At 68.4% G+C, this 17,534-nt stretch carries 15 protein-coding genes; 13 read left to right on the top strand and 2 right to left on the bottom strand.

The features are described 5' to 3' along the window. Positions 1–53: 53 nt before the first annotated feature. Both FZ025_RS04740 and FZ025_RS04735 read left to right on the top strand, forming a co-directional pair. Positions 54–710 carry a TetR/AcrR family transcriptional regulator gene (locus FZ025_RS04740; protein ID WP_053057302.1) on the top strand — a complete coding sequence of 219 codons (657 nt, stop codon included), beginning with the start codon at positions 54–56 and terminating at the stop codon, positions 708–710. Between the two features lie 8 nt (positions 711–718). Next, positions 719–886, top strand: coding sequence for a hypothetical protein (locus FZ025_RS04735; RefSeq protein ID WP_158185530.1), 168 nt, complete (start codon positions 719–721; stop codon positions 884–886). 258 nt (positions 887–1,144) lie between these two features. On the opposite strand, the gene FZ025_RS04730 is transcribed toward FZ025_RS04735, so the two are convergent. Next, positions 1,145–2,125, bottom strand: a complete 981-nt coding sequence (locus tag FZ025_RS04730; RefSeq protein WP_104557849.1) for a helix-turn-helix domain-containing protein — start codon at positions 2,123–2,125, stop codon at positions 1,145–1,147. A gap of 102 nt (positions 2,126–2,227) precedes the next feature. Here FZ025_RS04730 and pobA point away from each other — a divergent pair, with 102 nt between their 5' ends. From pobA to FZ025_RS04675, 11 genes are all read left to right on the top strand, one after another. Then, complete coding sequence (gene pobA, locus FZ025_RS04725) at positions 2,228–3,454, top strand: 4-hydroxybenzoate 3-monooxygenase (RefSeq protein ID WP_046980277.1); 1,227 nt, start codon at positions 2,228–2,230, stop codon at positions 3,452–3,454. Then, positions 3,451–4,122, top strand: coding sequence for a 3-oxoacid CoA-transferase subunit A (locus FZ025_RS04720; protein ID WP_046980278.1), 672 nt, complete (start codon positions 3,451–3,453; stop codon positions 4,120–4,122). The genes pobA and FZ025_RS04720 overlap by 4 nt, the downstream gene beginning before the upstream one ends. Continuing rightward, entirely contained in the window at positions 4,119–4,766 is a 648-nt protein-coding gene (locus FZ025_RS04715) for a 3-oxoacid CoA-transferase subunit B (RefSeq protein WP_046980279.1), read from the top strand. Before FZ025_RS04720 ends, FZ025_RS04715 begins: the two co-directional genes overlap by 4 nt. Beyond that, complete coding sequence (pcaF, locus tag FZ025_RS04710; protein ID WP_046980280.1) at positions 4,763–5,971, top strand: 3-oxoadipyl-CoA thiolase; 1,209 nt, start codon at positions 4,763–4,765, stop codon at positions 5,969–5,971. Before FZ025_RS04715 ends, pcaF begins: the two co-directional genes overlap by 4 nt. A 133-nt stretch (positions 5,972–6,104) precedes the next feature. Continuing rightward, positions 6,105–6,821, top strand: a complete 717-nt coding sequence (pcaH, locus tag FZ025_RS04705; protein WP_046980281.1) for a protocatechuate 3,4-dioxygenase subunit beta — start codon at positions 6,105–6,107, stop codon at positions 6,819–6,821. A gap of 4 nt (positions 6,822–6,825) precedes the next feature. Next, positions 6,826–7,389, top strand: coding sequence for a protocatechuate 3,4-dioxygenase subunit alpha (gene pcaG, locus FZ025_RS04700; RefSeq protein ID WP_046980282.1), 564 nt, complete (start codon positions 6,826–6,828; stop codon positions 7,387–7,389). A gap of 200 nt (positions 7,390–7,589) precedes the next feature. After that, on the top strand, positions 7,590–8,933 hold the full coding sequence (locus FZ025_RS04695; RefSeq protein WP_046980283.1) for a 3-carboxy-cis,cis-muconate cycloisomerase: 1,344 nt from the start codon (positions 7,590–7,592) through the stop codon (positions 8,931–8,933). Between the two features lie 30 nt (positions 8,934–8,963). Next, on the top strand, positions 8,964–9,746 hold the full coding sequence (gene pcaD / locus FZ025_RS04690) for a 3-oxoadipate enol-lactonase (protein ID WP_046980284.1): 783 nt from the start codon (positions 8,964–8,966) through the stop codon (positions 9,744–9,746). 91 nt (positions 9,747–9,837) lie between these two features. Next, entirely contained in the window at positions 9,838–10,227 is a 390-nt protein-coding gene (gene pcaC, locus FZ025_RS04685) for a 4-carboxymuconolactone decarboxylase (RefSeq protein ID WP_046980285.1), read from the top strand. A 458-nt stretch (positions 10,228–10,685) separates the two neighbouring features. Next, positions 10,686–12,158 carry a sensor domain-containing diguanylate cyclase gene (locus FZ025_RS04680; protein ID WP_046980286.1) on the top strand — a complete coding sequence of 491 codons (1,473 nt, stop codon included), beginning with the start codon at positions 10,686–10,688 and terminating at the stop codon, positions 12,156–12,158. Positions 12,159–12,775: 617 nt separating this feature from the next. Beyond that, entirely contained in the window at positions 12,776–14,863 is a 2,088-nt protein-coding gene (locus FZ025_RS04675) for a phosphocholine-specific phospholipase C (protein WP_104557692.1), read from the top strand. Between the two features lie 219 nt (positions 14,864–15,082). Here FZ025_RS04675 and FZ025_RS04670 read toward each other — a convergent pair whose 3' ends face one another. Next, on the bottom strand, positions 15,083–17,380 hold the full coding sequence (locus FZ025_RS04670; RefSeq protein WP_046978030.1) for a TonB-dependent receptor family protein: 2,298 nt from the start codon (positions 17,378–17,380) through the stop codon (positions 15,083–15,085). Between the last annotated feature and the right edge of the window lie 154 nt (positions 17,381–17,534).

The raw sequence follows: 17,534 nt of genomic DNA, 5'->3' as shown, positions 1-17,534 counted from the left end.
TCGTGACGCCTGTGAAATGATCGTTGGCTCAGGCCGACGGAGAAGGAGCCGAGTTGACCAACGTCAAGGTAAAACGAGATTACGTCAAGGTAAAGCGAGATGCCGCCACATCCAGGGCGCTCATCCTGGATGCGGCTGAACGGCTGTTCGCCGAGAATGGGTTCGATGGTGTGCCGATGCGCACCATCAGCAGCGGCGCCGGTATCGGGCTGGGCTTGCTCACTTACCATTTCCCGGCCAAGGAGGCATTGCTCGAGGCCGTCATCGCACGTCGTGCGGGCTCGCTGAAGGACGCGCAGTTCGCCGCCTTCGCGCGGCTTTCCCCGAGCGATACGCTGGAGGACGTCATGGACGCCTTCACCCGCCCGATCCTTGAACTGATGAGCAGCGGCGATCCAGGTTGGCGCGCCTACGGCCAGCTCATCGCGGTGCTGGAGCAGCAAAGGCGCTGGATGCCGCTATTGCAGGCCTATTTCCGCGATATCGGCTTTGCGGCGATGGAGCGTATTTCGATTGCGGAGCCGCGGCTCGACAAGGCCGCTGGGCTAAGGGCTTTCAGCTGCTTCATCTCGGTCATCATGGGGGCGTTTGCGATCAACGGTGGGCTTGACATCATTTCGGACGGCAGGATGGCCAGCGAGGACCTGCGCGCCGCCTATCCGACGATGATGCGCTTCGTCGTCGGCGGATTTCGCGCCCTGACCGACTAGCCGGACGCATGCCCACGTTGTTGCATCGTGGGATCAGCGGCTTGCAGCCGACCATGCCGCGCGCGCATGGCGCAGTCTTCGAGGCGACGAAACAAAAAAGGACTAACGACCATGCGCGCAGCGGCGCATTGCAGAAAGTGCTGCGCGAATCGCCTGGCGGTATGCGCGCTGCGTGAGGCGGTGTTGTTGCGTGCGGTAGACGCGCTCCTTGTCGGACGCGGCCCGACCTTGATCGATGTGGCGCGGGCATGGCCGGGCGCTGAGCGTGCTGCCGCCCGCTGAAGACATTCGACCGCGTGCTTGCAACGGACAGTTGCATTGCCAGCGTGAGCGCATCGCCGCTGACATGGCACGGTGGTTGCAACGCGGGCAGCAGCCGGTGATCGTGGTCGACGGGTCCGATCTGAAGGCCGATTGTCGCTGTGGGGGATGCCTCAGTCGCTGTCCGCGTTTTCGCCAAGGTCAACGGTTGATTCGCCGGCTGCTGTCGATCGACGCTGCGTCGGGGCGGCCTTGCCGGTTGCCGCGCGGCGCCGGAATGCATTGGGTGAGCAGCCTGCGTTGCGAGCAAAGTAACGACTGAAGTAGGCCGGGTCGTCGAAGCCGAGCAACGTGGCCACTTGCTGCACGGTGAGGGTCGTATAGACTAGGCTGCGCTGGGCTTCGAGGATGATCCGGCGCTGGATCAACTGCAGCGGCGGCGCGCCGGCTTCCTGCCGGCACAGCGCGCCGAGATGGCTCGGGCTGAGCTGGAGCTGGTCTGCATAGCGCTGCAGCGGCCAGTGCTCACGGTAGTGACGGTCCACCAGCGCCAGGAACGCCCGCACTTGCGTGGCGCTCCGCGCGGGGCCGGCCCCGCGCGGCAGCGTGGCCTTGTGCAGCGCGCGCCGCGCAGCCCACACCAGAGCCTGGCCGGCCAGCGCGGACAGCATCGGTACGCGCCCGTCGCGATGGTGCGCGTGCTCGGCGGCGATCCCGGCGAAGCAGGCATCGAGCATGGCACGATCGCGTCCGACCTCCAAACACGCTGGACGCGCCAGTACCTGCGCCATCTGCGGCCATTGCACGAGCCAGGCTTGCAGCAGCGATGCGGACAGGGTGACGATATGGCCGCGGATGCGGCGATGGAAATCGAAGCCGTGCACGTACAGCGGAGGCATCCACACCAGCGTGGCGTGGTTCACGCGCTGGCTGTGCCCGTCGATATGGATGCCGGCGGGACCGGCCTGCACGTACAGTAGCTGCGACAGATCGTGGTGTCGGTGCGGATGGATGCGCCAGCCGTGCAGGCGGCTGCGCGCCGGAATCGATTCCCAGTGCAACGTGTCCTCTACCGCGCTACCGTCAACTTCGCCATACAGGCCGAACGCGGGCACGGACAGCACGGGCGGCATTGGGCGGTCGGAGGCGGGCATCGTCGGAAAATGCAGCAAATCCTTGGGTTTGTCCATTGGAATGCCGGGTCTTTGGAGGAAGACTGGTAAAAAGTACAGAAACCACATGTTCGGGAGGACATTATGAGAACCACGGTTGCCATCATCGGCGCCGGGCCGGCGGGGCTGTTGCTCGGCCAACTGCTGCTGCGCCAAGGCATCGACAACATCGTCGTCGAGCGCCGTTCGCCCCAGTACGTGCTCACGCGCATTCGCGCCGGGGTACTCGAGCAGGGCACGGTCGAGCTGTTGTCCACCGCGGGTGCCGATGCGGGGGTTCGCCGTGACGGCATCGTGCACCATGGTTTCGAATTGGTGCTGGACGGTCGCCGCGAGCGCATCGACCTAGGCGGTCACGACGGCGCACGCGCCGTCACGATCTACGGGCAGACGGAGGTCACCCGCGATTTGATGCGGGCGCGCGCCGAAGCCGGTGGTGTTACCCTCTATGAATCGGAGAATGTAACCCTGCATGGGATCGACGGCAGCCAGCCATGGCTGGAGTTCGAGCATGGCGGTGCGCCTGGGCGGCTGGAGTGCGACTACGTGATCGGCTGCGACGGCTCCCACGGCATCAGTCGCGCCTCGATCCCGGCAGGCGTGTTGCGCGAGTACGAACGCATCTATCCGTTCGGCTGGCTCGGTGTGCTCGCCGATACTCCGCCGGTCAACGAGGAGCTGATCTACGCTCGCAATGCACGCGGCTTCGCGCTGTGCTCGATGCGTTCGCAGGTACGCACCCGCTACTACGTCCAGGTCGCGGCCGGTGAACGCATCGAGGATTGGTCCGATGACCGGTTCTGGGACGAGCTGCGCGCACGCCTGCCGGCCGAGGTGGCCGCGCGCCTGGTGACCGGCCCGTCACTTGAGAAAAGCATCGCGCCTCTGCGTAGTTACGTTGCCGAGCCGATGCAGTACGGCCGGCTGTTCCTGGCCGGCGATGCCGCGCACATCGTGCCACCGACCGGGGCCAAGGGCCTGAATCTGGCCGCTGGCGACGTCGGGCTGCTGGCTATGCTGTTCGCACAGGCGCGGCGGGAGGGCAGCGATGCACCCTTGCATCGCTATTCGGAACTGGCTCTGCGTCGGGTATGGAAGGCGGTGCGCTTTTCGTGGTGGATGACCACCATGCTGCACACGTTTCCCGGCGAGGACGCCTTTGACCGGCGCCTGCACGAGGCGGAGCTGGATTACCTATTGGCCAGTCCCGGCGGGCGCGCGACGATCGCCGAGAACTATGCTGGCTTGCCGGTCGAAGGTGTGGAGGCGTCTGCGATATCGCACGCGCCCCGCCAGCGGGTGCAGCCATGATCGACAAGACCGTCGTCTCGCTCGAGGCGGCCGTGGCCGGTATTCACGACGGCGCCACGGTGATGATCGGCGGCTTCGGCAGCGCCGGCATGCCCGACCAACTGATCGACGCGCTGATCGTGCAGGGCGCGCAGGAACTCACCATCGTCAACAATAACGCCGGCAACGGCGAAACCGGCCTGGCCGCGCTGATCAAGCGCAAGCGCGTGCGCAAGATCGTCTGCTCGTTCCCGCGCCAGGCCGACTCGCAGCATTTCGATGCGGCCTACCGCGCCGGCGAGATCGAGCTGGAGCTGGTGCCGCAGGGCAACCTGGCCGCGCGCATCCATGCCGCCGGCAACGGCCTGGGCGCGATCTTCACCCCGACCGGCTACGGCACCGAACTGGCCAAGGGCAAGGAGACGCGCGAGATCGATGGCCGGCACTATGTGCTCGAATACCCGATCCGCGCCGACTTCGCACTGATCAAGGCGCATCGGGGCGACCGCTGGGGCAACCTGGTGTACCGCAAGACCGCACGCAACTTCGGCCCGCTGATGGCGATGGCCGCCGACTGCACGATCGCGCAGGTCGGCGAGGTGGTGGCGCTGGGCGAACTGGATCCGGAAGCGGTGGTCACCCCGGGCATCTTCGTGCAACGCGTGGTCGCCGCCGGAGAGAGCGCATGAACCGCCTGAGCCGCGAACAGATCGCCGCGCGCGTGGCGCGCGACATCGTCGAGGGTGCCTACGTCAACCTCGGCATCGGCTTGCCGACCCTGGTCGCCAACTTCCTGCCGGCCGACAAGGAGATCTTCCTGCATTCGGAGAACGGCGTGCTCGGCATGGGCCCGGCGCCAGCGCCCGGCGAGGAGGACCCCGACCTGATCAACGCCGGCAAACAGCCGGTGACGCTGCTGACCGGCGGCTGCTACTTCCACCATGCCGACTCGTTCGCGATGATGCGCAGCGGCCGGCTCGACGTGTGTGTGCTCGGCGCGTTCCAGGTCTCGGTGCATGGCGACCTGGCCAACTGGAGCACCGGCGCGCCCGACGCGATCCCCGCGGTCGGCGGCGCGATGGACCTGGCGATCGGCGCCAAGGACGTGTTCGTGATGATGGACCTGCTGACCAAAAGTGGCGACAGCAAGCTGGTCGCCGAATGCGACTACCCGCTGACCGGCCTGCGCTGCGTCTCGCGCGTCTACACCGACCTGGGCGTGTTCGCGCTCGGCAAGGACGGCGCCTCGGTCATCGAGCTGATCGACGGCGTGTCGCTGGACGAGCTGCAACGCCTGACCGGACTGCAACTGGCGATGGAGACGGCGCAATGACCGATGTGTTCATCATCGACGGCATCCGCACCCCGATCGGCCGCTACGGCGGCGCGTTGGCCGGCGTGCGTGCCGACGACCTCGGCGCGCTGCCGATCAAGGCGCTGCTGGCGCGGCATCCGCAACTGGACCCGGCGCTGCTCGAGGACGTCTATCTGGGCTGCGCCAACCAGGCCGGCGAGGACAATCGCAACGTCGCGCGCATGAGCCTGCTGCTGGCCGGGCTGCCGTTCGGCGTGCCCGGCAGCACCATCAACCGCCTGTGCGGTTCCGGGCTGGACGCGGTCGGCACCGTCGCGCGCGGTATCCGCGCCGGCGAGCTGGGACTGGCGATCGCCGGCGGCGTGGAGTCGATGTCGCGGGCGCCCTATGTGATGGGCAAGGCGGCCACGCCGTTCGTGCGCGAGCAGCGCCTCGAGGACACCACGATGGGCTGGCGCTTCGTCAATCCCGAGATGAAACGCTTGTATGGCGTGGAGTCGATGGGCGAGACCGCCGAGAACGTCGCCGCGCGCTACGGCGTGTCGCGCGAGGACCAGGATGCGTTCGCGCTGCGCAGCCAGCAGCGCACCGCCGCCGCGCAGCGGTGCGGCTTCTTCGACGGCGAGATCGTGCCGGTGACGGTGCCCGGCGGCAAGCGCGGCGAGACCATCGAGGTCGCGCGCGACGAGCATCCGCGCGCGGACACCACGGCGGAGGCGCTGGCCAGGCTCAAGCCGATCTTCCGCCAGCCGGGCACGGTCACCGCCGGCAACGCCTCGGGCATCAACGACGGCGCCGCCGCATTGCTGCTGGCCTCGGCCGCGCAGGTGCAGGCGCTGGGCCTGAGCCCGCGTGCGCGCGTGCTCGGCTTCGCCGCGGCCGGCGTGGAGCCGGCCTACATGGGTATCGGTCCGGTGCCGGCCACACGCAAGCTGATGGCGCGGCTCGGCGTGAAGATCGAGGACTTCGATGCGATCGAACTCAACGAGGCCTTTGCCGCGCAAGGGCTGGCCTGCCTGCGCGAACTCGGCCTGGCCGACGATGCCGCGCACGTCAACGCCAACGGCGGCGCGATCGCGCTCGGCCATCCGCTGGGCATGAGCGGCGCGCGGCTGGCGCTGACCCTGCTGCGCCAGCTGGAGGCCGGCGGCGGCCGTCGCGGCCTGGCGACCATGTGCATCGGCGTCGGCCAGGGTGTGGCGCTGGCGATCGAGCGGGTCTGAGCGAATACTACTGTAGGGGCGGCTTCGGCCGCGAGTGTGGCGGGCAGCGCCCTCGCGGCCGCGGACGTTCCTGCCAAGCGCAGGCAACCGCAGACGAAACAGGCTCCCGTGCGGAGCCACCGGGAGAAGCAAGATGAGCGATTCCACCAACCAGGCACTGCTCGGCTATCGCAAGCCGTATCCGGGCACGCAGCCGCCGTACATTCATCCAGCCTACGCCTCGACCGTGCGCCGCGGCCCCAGCCGCGACCCGATCGCGATCCCGGCGACGCTGTCGGAAGTCACCGGTCCGACGTTGGACCGCATCACCCTGGGCGCGCATGCCGCCGACCTCACCGCCGGTTTTTCCGGCGAACCGCTGGGCGAGCGCATCATCGTCTCCGGCCGCGTGCTCGACGAGAACGGCCAGCCGGTGCGCGACAGCGTGGTCGAGGTGTGGCAGTGCAACGCCGCCGGGCGCTACCTGCACCAGGGCGACCAGCACGACGCGCCGCTGGACCCCAACTTCACCGGCACCGGCCAGGTGCTGACCGATGCGCACGGCCGCTACCGTTTCAAGACCATCAAGCCCGGCGCCTACCCGTGGCGCAACCATTACAACGCCTGGCGTCCGGCGCACATCCACTTCTCGCTGCACGGCGGGGGCATCGGCCAGCGCCTGGTCACGCAGATGTACTTCCCCGGCGACCCGCTGCTGGCCTTCGACCCGATCTTCAACTGCGTGGACGACGCCAAGGCCAAGGCGCGGATGGTGTCAGCGTTCGACTGGGAGAACGCGATGAACGAATACGCGTTGGCCTACCGCTTCGACATCGTGCTGCGCGGCCGCAAGCAGACCGTCTGGGAGTGACATCATGAGTTTTCAGGCAACCCCTTCGCAAACCGTCGGCCCGTACTACCGCCTGGGCCTGGAGTCGCTGTACCGCACCGAGATCGCACCGGCCGCGGCGCGCGGCGCGCGCGTGCAGGTGAGCGGCACGGTGTTCGATGGCGCCGGCGTGCCGGTCGCCGATGCGGTGCTGGAGATCTGGCAGGCCGACGCCGCCGGCATCTACGCGCATCGCGACGATCCGCGCCACGACGATCACGATCCGGCCTTCCACGGTTGGGGCCGCGTGCCGACCGACGCGCATGGCCGTTTCTCCTTCACCACCATCAAGCCTGGTGTGGTGGCCGGTCCCAAAGGCGCGCCGCAGGCGCCGCATCTCGTGGTGCTGGTGTTCATGCGCGGGCTGCTGCGCGCCGCGTCCACGCGGCTGTACTTCGCCGACGCCGCCGGCAACGGCGAGGACCCGATCCTGGCGCTGGTGCCGCCGCAACGGCGCGACACGCTGCTGGCCCAGCGCACCGCGCCGGGACACTACGCCTGGGACGTGCGCATGCAGGGCGAGCAGGAGACGGTGTTCTTCAGCTATTGAGCGCTGGCGGTCGTGTGGGAGCGACTTCAGTCGCGACGGGCTCTACCGGTAAGGCCCGTCGCGACTGAAGTCGCTCCCACATGCGGCCGCGGCAGCCGGGCGATGTCCCCCGTTCGGCGCTATCCACCGCATCCCGTCATCGCGTTGGCGCTACCCTTGGCCGGCCCGATGCGCCGGCACGACCCGCAGAGACGTCACCCATGAGTTCCAGCCTTTCCCTGCTCAGCCCCCTGTTCGGCGACCCCGACATCGATGCGCTGTTCGACGACGCCGCGCGCGTGCAGGGCATGCTCGATGTCGAGGCCGCGCTGGCGCAGGCCGAGGCGCGCTGCGGGGTGATCCCGGAGGCGGCGGTCGCGCCGATCCAGGCCGCCTGCCAGGCGCGGCAGTACGACCTGGGCGCGCTCGGCCAGGCCACCGCGCTGGCCGGCAACCCGGCCATCCCGCTGGTCAAGGCATTGACCGCGCGGGTCGAGGCGGCCGACGTGGACGCCGCGCGCTGGGTGCATTGGGGCGCCACCAGCCAGGACGTGATCGACAGCGGCAGCGTGCTGCAGCTGCGCGCCGCGCTGGACGTGCTGCAGCCGAAGCTGGCCGCGCTGTGCGATGCCTTGCGCGCGCTCGCCCAGCGCGAACGCGATACCGGCCTGCCCGGGCGTACCTTGCTGCAGCAGGCGGTGCCGGTGACCTTCGGACTCAAGGCGGCCGGCTGGCTGGATGCGCTGCAACGCGCGCAGCGCCGGCTGCAGGCGCTGCGCGAGGACGCGCTGGTGCTGCAGTTCGGCGGCGCCGCCGGTACCCTGGCCTCGTTGCAGACGCAGGGCCTGGACGTGGCGCAGGCGCTGGCGCAGGCGTTGCGGCTGCCGCTGCCGGCGCTGCCCTGGCATGCCGCGCGCGACCGCATCGTCGAGGTCGGCAGCGCGTTCGCGCTGCTGGCCGGGACCCTGGGCAAGATCGCCACCGACATCGTGCTGCTGATGCAGTCGGAAGTGGCCGAGGCCTTCGAACCGGCCGCGGCCGGCAAGGGCGGCTCCTCGGCGATGCCGCACAAGCGCAACCCGGTGGGCTGCGTGGCCGCCATCGCCGCGGCCACGCGCGTGCCCGGCCTGGTGTCCACGCTGTACGCGGCGCTGCCGCAGCCGCACGAACGCGCCGCCGGGCAGTGGCATGCGGAGTGGGAGACCGTGCCGGAGATCGTGCGCCTGAGCGCCGGTAGCCTGGCGCAGATGCGCAGCGTGATCGACGGCCTGGAGCTGGACCGCGCGCGCATGCGCACGCACCTGGACAGCCACGGCGGCCTGCTCTACGCCGAGGCGGTGTCGGTCGCGCTTGCTGCGACCCTGGGCAAGGCGGCCGCGCACGCATTGGTGGAGGAATCGGCCCGCCACGCGCTGCAGCAGGGGCTGCACCTGCGCGAGGTGCTGGCTGCCGACGCGCGGGTGAGCGCGGTGCTGGACGGCGACCGGCTGCGAGCCTTGTTCGCCGCCGACAGCTGGCGCGGCATGGCCGATGCCTGGATCGATCGCGTGCTCGCCAACGGTTGAGCCTGTTTCCCTGAATCCCGCGGAGCCGCCATGCCTTTCCTCGACCTGCCCAGCCATCGCCTGCACTACCGTCTCGACGGCAGCGAAGGCAAGCCGTGGCTGACCTTCTGCAACTCGCTCGGCACCGACCTGCACATGTGGGACGCGCAGATCGACGCGCTGGCGCCGCACTTCCGCCTGCTGCGCTACGACCGCCGCGGGCATGGCGCGTCCGGCGTGCCGGCCGGCGCGTACCGCGTGGACGACCTCGGCGGCGACGTGCTGGCGTTGTGGGATGCGCTGCGGATCGAACGCAGCCATTTCTGCGGGCTGTCCATCGGTGGCCTGACCGGGCAGTGGCTGGGCCTGCACGCCGGCGCGCGGCTGCAGCGGCTGGTGGTCAGTGCGACCGCGCAGAAGATCGGTAGCGAGGACAGCTGGCGCGCGCGCATCGCGCAGGTGCAGGCCGAGGGCCTGGCCGCGCTGGCGGCGGCCACGCGCGAGCGCTGGTTCACCGCGGCCTTCGCCGCGCTGCATCCGCAGCGGCTGGACAGCATCATCGCCAGCTTCCTCGCCACCTCGCCCGAAGGCTACGCGGCATGCTGCCACGCCGTGGCCACCGCCGATTTCCGCGACCGGCTCGGTGCGCTGGCGGTGCCGCTGCTGGCGATCGCCGGCGACGACGATCCGGTGTGCCCGCCGCAGGACCTGCGCGCCATCGCCGAGGCGGTACAGCACGGCCGCTACGCGCAGGTACCTGGCCGCCATATCTGCAACGTGGAGTCTGCGCCGGCATTCAACCAACACTTGCGCGAGTTTCTCCAGCATCCCTAGAACGGCGCCTGCGCCGCTGCGCAGGCTGCCGGGAACGCCGCATTCGGGCGATCCGGCGCCGCATCCTCCCCATCTCACAACGGAACCCCCCATGGACGAGAAACAACGCTACGACGCCGGACTGCAGGTCCGCAAAGCCGTGCTCGGCGAGGCGCACGTGGAGCGCTCGCTGGCCGCGCGCACCGATTTCACCAGCGAGTTCCAGGAGTTCATCACCCGCACCGCCTGGGGCACGGTGTGGACCCGCGACGGCCTGCCGCGGCACACGCGCTCGCTGCTGACCCTGGCGATGATGGTCGCGCTCGGCCACGACGAGGAATTCAAGCTGCACGTGCGCGCCGCGCGCAACAACGGCGTGACTGCGGACGAGATCAAGGAAGTGCTGCTGCAGGCGGCGATCTACTGCGGCGTACCGGCGGCCAACCACGCCTTCGCACTGGCTGGACCGATCCTGGAAGAGCAGTCTGCCGACACGCCCTAGTAGCGAAGGCGACGTAGCCGCGAGTCCACCCGGCGGCGCCAACAGGTATTCGCTGGCGCTGATCGTGCGCAAGGTGCCGCAATCGCCGCGCCTACCATCACATCATCTGCAGCCGCTGGCCGCTGCCGCCTCGCGCACTGCCGCCTGGCGTAGCACGGTGCCGTACGGCCAATTACCGACGGCCTGGCGCGCGAGCCTAGGTTCCAGGCTTGCGAACGGTGCGCCGGCGAGCCGATGACAGGGCTGTCGAGGCGGTGCTCCACGACCTGACCGTACCGGCCAGCCCGGTACCGGCGATCACCATGGCCAGATGCCTGGACGCGCCGCGGACGTTCCGATCTTTGCAGCCGCAGGGCATGCCCGGCTTCCTGATGAATGCGCGACAGGGTCAGGGCCGGCCGGGTTGGGGCACATAGATTGCATATCTGGCCTGATCGAGCTGCAGAGCGGAGGCGGGCATGTCAAAAGGCACAACACAGCGGAGGAACCTGGTCCAGCGAGTGGCGCTGAACGTGTTTATCACGGCAGCGTGGGCGATGCTGGCCGCATCGGAGTATTCCTCGCTTCGCGACGCCAGGAGCGCAACGTTGCGAACCGCGCAGGCTAGCTCGCTGAATCTGGCCAGTTCGCTCGCCCAGCACACCAGCGACTCGCTCGTCATTGCCGACGCCGTGCTCTCGGGAGTCGTTGCCCGGGTCGAGACCGGAGCGGGTCGCAAACCGAAAACGTTGCACGAGGTCCTGGTGGACGCGGCCAATCTCTCGGACCGACTGCACACCGTCGCGGTCTGCGATGCGAGCGGGCAATGGGTGAATTCCTCCCCGCCAAGAGGTTCTCAGCGCGGCAACAATGCCGATCAAGCCCATTTCGAGCACCACAAAAAGTACAGCGACGGCCTAGCATTCATAGGCCGCCCGAGCCATTCCGACGGTTCCTGGACCATAACGTTGAGCCGGCGCGTCGACAACGCCGACGGCTCCTTCGGCGGCGTTGCGCTGGCCAGCATCCGGCTCGAGTATTTGCAAGATCTCGGTAACACGTTCGATGTCGGACGTAGCGGCTCGATCGCCATCATCTACGACGATGGCGATGTCGTGCCCTTCCGCCTCGGCGACCAATACCTGAAAGGCGCCAGCATCGCCGGCAGCCAGATCCACCGCACGATGCGGGAGCTGCACCGAGGCTGGGCCATCTACCGTTCGCCCATCGACGGGGAGGAATGGGTTGCCGGATTCGCCCCGGTCCGGCCATTTCCAATGTCGCTCTTGGTCAGCATGCCCTCCAACGAAGTACTGGCGTCATGGCGGAAAATGGCCCTGCAGCGCTCGCTTATCACCATTGCCGGATGCGCGCTGTTCGTGGGCCTGGGCATCTGGCTGCACCTGCAGCTGCGACGAGTCCACACGAGCGAAGCCAAGCTGAGCACCGAGGCGTGGATCGACCCGCTCATCGGCATCTACAACCGACGAGGCTTCGACTACAAGCTGCAGCGCGCGCTGCAACAGAGGCAGGTCACCCATTCTCCGGTCTCGCTGCTGATGATCGACGTCGACCATTTCAAGCTCTACAACGACACCTATGGACACGTGAATGGCGATGCCTGCCTGCGCCAAGTGGGACAGGCCATGGCCTCCTGCGCCTTGCGGCTGAACGACGTGGCCGCCAGGTACGGCGGCGAGGAATTCGCCATCATCCTGCCGTTCACCGATGAGAAGGGCGCGGAGCGGGTGGCCCAGCAGGTTCGCTCGGCCGTGCGCGAACTGGCGCTGCCGCACGCATCCAGCCCGACCGATGCGCGGGTGACCGTGAGCATCGGTATCGCCTGCGCGGACATGGGAAATCAGCAATGGACGGTGACGGACCTGGTCGATAAGGCGGACGCCGCGCTCTACCGGGCCAAGCAGGCGGGCAGAGACCGGGCTTGCACATGAGCCCGGATGTTCAGCCCCGGGCCGTGGCGGCGCAGCAGACCGGTGGCGACAACCATGGGGCAACGGTGCCATCGGCGCTGGCCATGCGCTCGCGCTTGCGCTCGAATGCCGAGCGTAAGCGCACGGCGCTTCTTCGCGAATTGGCCGGCGAGCACGGCGCAATGCAGTCGCACCAAGGGTACGCCAACTGCTGGTAATCGCGGACCGAGCGCCGGAAGCGACGGCCTGCATCGCTACCGAGTGGGCATTCCCTGGCGTGACCTGCCCTCATCCGGCGCTACGCGCCACCTTCTCCCGATGGGAGAAGGGAACAGCCGCGGCGTGCCTTCGCCCCTCTTCCTCCGGGAGAGGGGTTGGGGTGAGGGTCCGGGGCGAAGCGCCTCGCGGAGTTTGGGTGCGCGAGGCTACGCTCGCACCCCGACGTTTTCCCCGAGGTACGGGAGCGGGGCGTGCGGCCGGTGCTGGAACATCAGGGCGAGCACGGCGTGCAGTGGGCGGCCATCGGTGCGGTCGCGCGCATGCGCCAGCGCTTGCGCCTCGCCTTGTCAACGCCGCTTCATCGGCGCCATCTACGCTGAGCGATTAGTGAGCCCAGGCTCGTCGCCGGTAGTCCCTCCGTGGTCGAACACAGTCGTCGCCGTTTCCTCGCCCGTGCGTCCCTGGCCCTCGGCGCCGGGGCGGTCATGCCGCTGCTGCCCGGGGCGATCCGCAGTGCGCTGGCGGTGCCGCCGGCGCGGGTCACCGGCACCGTGCAGGACGTGCAGCACGTGGTGATCCTGATGCAGGAGAACCGCTCGTTCGACCACTACTTCGGCTGCCTGCGCGGCGTGCGCGGCTTCGGCGACCCGCGGCCGCTGCGCCTGCCCGGCGGCCGCCCGGTCTGGTACCAGCCCGAAGCCGGTGCCGGCGATCGCCACGTGCTGCCGTTCCGCCTCAACAGCCAGACCAGCAGCGCGCAGTGGATGCAGGACCTCAACCACGACTGGAAGGGCTCGCACGAAATCTGGAAGCACCACGACGCCTGGATCGCGCAGAAGAGCGCGATGAGCATGGGCCACTTCCAGCGCGAGGACCTGCCGTTCTACTACGCGCTGGCCGACGCCTTCACCATTTGCGACGGCTACCACGCCTCGCTGTTCGGCCCGACCAATCCCAACCGCATGTACATGTTCACCGGCACCAGCGGCCTGAGCGTCGGCAACGACGGCGAGCAGGCGGTGAACAACCGCGACGATGGCAACTGGACCGCCGACATGGCGCGCGACAACGCGAAGTTTCCCGGCTACGCGTGGACCACCTATTCCGAGCGCCTGCAGCAGGCCGGCGTCAGTTGGCAGGTGTACCAGGAATTCGACAACTACGGTGACAACAGCCATCCGTACTTCGCCAATTTCCGCAATCTCGACCGCGCCTCTCCCTTGTACCGGCGCGGCCGCGCGATCGTGCCGGGTTCCACCGCCGACAACGCCAAGGCCTCGCGCGGCGAGCATCTGGTCGCCGCCTTCGAGCGCGACGTGCGCAGCGGCAGCTTGCCGCAGGTGTCGTGGATCGTGGCGCCGTACCTGCTCAGCGAGCACCCCGAGGCCACCCCGGCCTACGGCGAATCGCTGAGCGCACGCCTGCTGGAGGTGCTGGCGGCCTCGCCGGGGGTGTGGTCCAAGACCGTGTTGCTGATCAACTACGACGAGAACGACGGCTTCTTCGACCACGTGCCGCCGGCGCTGCCGGCGACCGATCCGGCCATGGGTGCCAGCAATGTCGATGTGCGCGGCGAGGACTACCACGGCGTCCCGGTCGGGCTCGGTCCGCGCGTGCCGATGCTGGTGGTGTCGCCGTGGAGCCGCGGCGGCTGGGTCGATTCGCAGGTGTTCGACCACACCTCGGTGCTCCGGTTCCTGGAGCGCCGCTTCGGCGTCGCCGAACCCAACATCAGCCCATGGCGCCGCGCGATCGCCGGCGACCTGACCTCGGCGCTGGATTTCGCCGGGCACGACGACGCCCGCGTCGCCTTGCCGGACACGCGCGACTTCATCGCCCGCGTCGACGCGACCGCGGCCTTGCCGGCGCCGCAGCGGCCCGCGCAGCAGGCCTTGCCGGCGCAGGAGCCGGGCCAGCGCCCGGCGCGCGCGCTGCCTTACGATTTCGACGTGCGCTTGCAGACGGGGCCGCAGCAACCGACGTTGCGGATGCTCAACCGCAGCACCGTCGGCGTCGCGCTGAACGCCTATGCCGATGGCGGCAGCGCCGGGCCGTGGTTCTACACGCTGGCGGCGGGCAGCGAATTGCACGATGCGCGCGCCTGGCGCGGCGCTGCGGCCGATCCCGGCTACGCGTTGCGCGTGCATGGCCCCAACGGTTTCCTGCGCGAGTTCCATGGCGATGGCGTGGTCGACGTGGGGCTGCAGGCCGATGCCGACTACGACGCGGCCAGCCAATGCCTGCTGCTGGAGCTGCGCAATGCCGGTGCGCAGGCATGCCGGCTGCGCATTCGCGATGGCTATCGCGGCGGGGCGGAGCAGATGCATGCGCTGGCCGCCGGCGAGCGCAAGTTGCTGCGCTTTGACTTGCAGACGCAGTACCACTGGTACGACCTTGAAATTGCGAGCGAGGCGATGCCGCAGTGGCGGCGGCGCCTGGCCGGGCATGTCGAGACCGGCCGTCCAAGCATGAGCGATCCGGCGATCGGCCGCGCTGTCGCCGGTTAGCTGTCGGTTTATTCAATAAATGTGGCATCCAGGCCGTGTGTCGCGGCTTCAGCCGCGACCGATGTCGCTGTCGGCGCGACCTCCAACGGCACCACGCACAATCGGAAAAGCCGCCAGATGGCGGCTTCATTCGTACGGTTTTTTCACCGCTCAAACGCAAGGCGCCGCCGCTGCTTTCGCAAACGACGGCGCCATCGCCTTCCCTGGCGCTGCGTCAATTCAGAACTTGCCGCTGAAGGTGACGAAGAACTGCCGCGGCGCGCCGGCCATCAGCGTCTGGTTGTAGCCGTTCGGATCGGAGACCACATAGCCGTTGGTGCCGACGGTGGCGAAGTAGCGCTTGTCGAACAGGTTGGTCACGTTCGCGCTCAGGCCCAGGTTCTGGAACATGCCGACTTCGCCGAAGTCGTAGCCCGCGCTCAGGTCGAAGCGCCAGTAGCTCGGCACCGACGAGTCGTTGAGGTAGCTGATGTAGCGGCGGCCGGTGTACTTGCCGTCCAGCGCGGCGTGCCAGCCGGCGTTCTCATAGGCCAGGCTACTGGAGAACATCCACTCCGGGATGCCGACCACGCGCTTGCCGGACGTGGCCACCACGCCGCCGTTGAGGTAGTCGTCCTGGTAGGTGGAGTCGTCGTAGGACAGCGAGTTGAGCCAGCGCAGCTGCGCGATCGGGCGCCACATCACCGCCAGATCGGCGCCCTGGCTGCGCACCGAGCCGACGTTGTTGAGCGTGGCCGAGCAGGTCTGGATTGCGCTGCACGGCGAGGTCACCAGCAGGCGGTCGTCGAAGGTGGTGTGGTACAGCGCCAGCGAGGCCTCGATGCCGTCGCCGCGCACGCGATAACCCAGTTCGTAGGTCTGCGCGGTCTCCGGCTCCAGCGAGTGCTTGATCGCGTCGAACGCCGCCTGCGATTCCTGGAACGGGGTGAAGCCGAAGCCGGCCATGTTCTTGTTGTAGGACGCGTAGATTTCCTGGTGCGCGTCGAGCTTGTAGTTCACGCCCAGCTGCGGCAGCAGATCCGAATCGGCCTTGATCTCGCCGGCCGCGTTGGAGGTGGTCGGTACCAGCGACTGCGCGGTGGTGTCCACCTGCAGCTTCTTGGCGCCGAAGTTCACGGTCAGGCGTTCGTCGAGCAGGCGCAGCGTGTCCTGCGCATAGAACATGCGCGTGTCGGTGTCGTAGTGCTGGTCGAACTGGCGCGCGAACAAGGTGCCGGACTTGTTGAAGTAGTGCAGATCGGTGAACGGGCCATCGAGCAGGAAGTAGTTGCGCTCCTGCACGGTCTTGGCGTTCTGGTACCAGCCGCCGATCTCGATCTCGTTGCCGGCGACGGTGAAGTTCAGCGACGCGGTGATGCCATGCCGGTTGAGGCGGTAGTCGGTGGTGCGCATCGACAGCGGCACCGTGGCCGAGGACGCCACGTACGGCGTGGTCCATTGGCCTTCGCCGTTGTTGTCGTGGTAGTAGCCGGTCAGGTTCAGCGTGGCCGTGCCGCCGAGGTTGAACGCGCCGCTGAGCGCGGCCAGGTTGTCGTCGCGCAGGCCGGCGCCGGAGTAGTAGGAGGCATCGGCCTTGCCGTAGTCGGCGGGCAGGCCGTTCAAGGAGGCCGGGTAGCTGCCGTTGCCGTTGAGCGCGTTGGCGATCTGCACCGCGCTGTTCCAGTCCGGCATCAGGTAATCCCAGTCCCAGCCCAGCGCTTTCTGCGAGGTCAGCGACAGGTCCATGATGTCGTATTCCTTGCGCTTGGAGCTGTCCAGGAACAGGCTGACCCGGTTGCCGTCGCCCCACTGGTACAGCGCCTTGACGTTGGCCTGGTTGTACTCGTTGTTGCCGTAGCCTTTCCACTTGTCCGTCTCGCCGTGCACCAGCGAGGTGTACATCGAGAAGCCGTCGATGTCGCCGGTGTCGCCGCGCAGGTAGGTGCGGCGGGTGGAATCGGAACCGAAGGTCTGGCTGAAGCGGATGCCCGGCGTGGCGTCCGGATCGTCGGAGTAGTAGCGCACGGTGCCGCCGAGGTTGCTGCTCGAGGCGGTGCCCAGCGCGCCGGCGCCCTGTGACAGCTCCACCGAGCCGACGTTCTCGGAGATGATCGCGCGGGTCACCTGCAGGCCGTCGCTGACGCCGTAGCTCATGGTGCCCAGCGGCACGCCGTCCAGGGTGAAGCCGAGGCGGCTCTGGTCGAAGCCGTGCAGGCTGATCGCGGTCGACCATTCGTACGCGCCCCACGCATCGGCCGACTGGAACTGCACGCCGGGCAGCTTGTCCAGCACCTTCAGCGCGCTGGTGCCGGGCGCGGCGGTGCCGATGTCCTCGCGGGTGATGCGCTGCACCTGGCGGGTGGTGCCGGTGGACACCACGGTGATCGCATCGAGCATGGTCGCGTCGCCGCTGCCGGCGGTGGACGTGGCAGCGGCGTCGGCCGGCGCGGTCTCGGCCAGCGCGGCGAAGGCCGGCAGCGCGGACGCGACGGCGAGCACCAGCGCATGCAGGCGCAAGGATCGGGAGGTGGGGGTCATCGGAATTCACCAGGATAAAATGGGGGGAGGCGTCGGGACCTGCCGCGTGGTGGGTGACAGCCAGCACACGGCCCAGGCGGCCCGCTCGCCACCATGCAACGGTTTTGTGAACGTTTCGGGGCGGTTGCGTGTCGGCTGTGGGACAGCGTGTCGG

The sequence above is a fragment of the Xanthomonas hyacinthi genome (genome assembly GCF_009769165.1).
GTDB classification, from domain to species: Bacteria; Pseudomonadota; Gammaproteobacteria; order Xanthomonadales; family Xanthomonadaceae; genus Xanthomonas_A; species Xanthomonas_A hyacinthi.
This window is presented reverse-complemented; position numbering and strand designations above follow the sequence as displayed.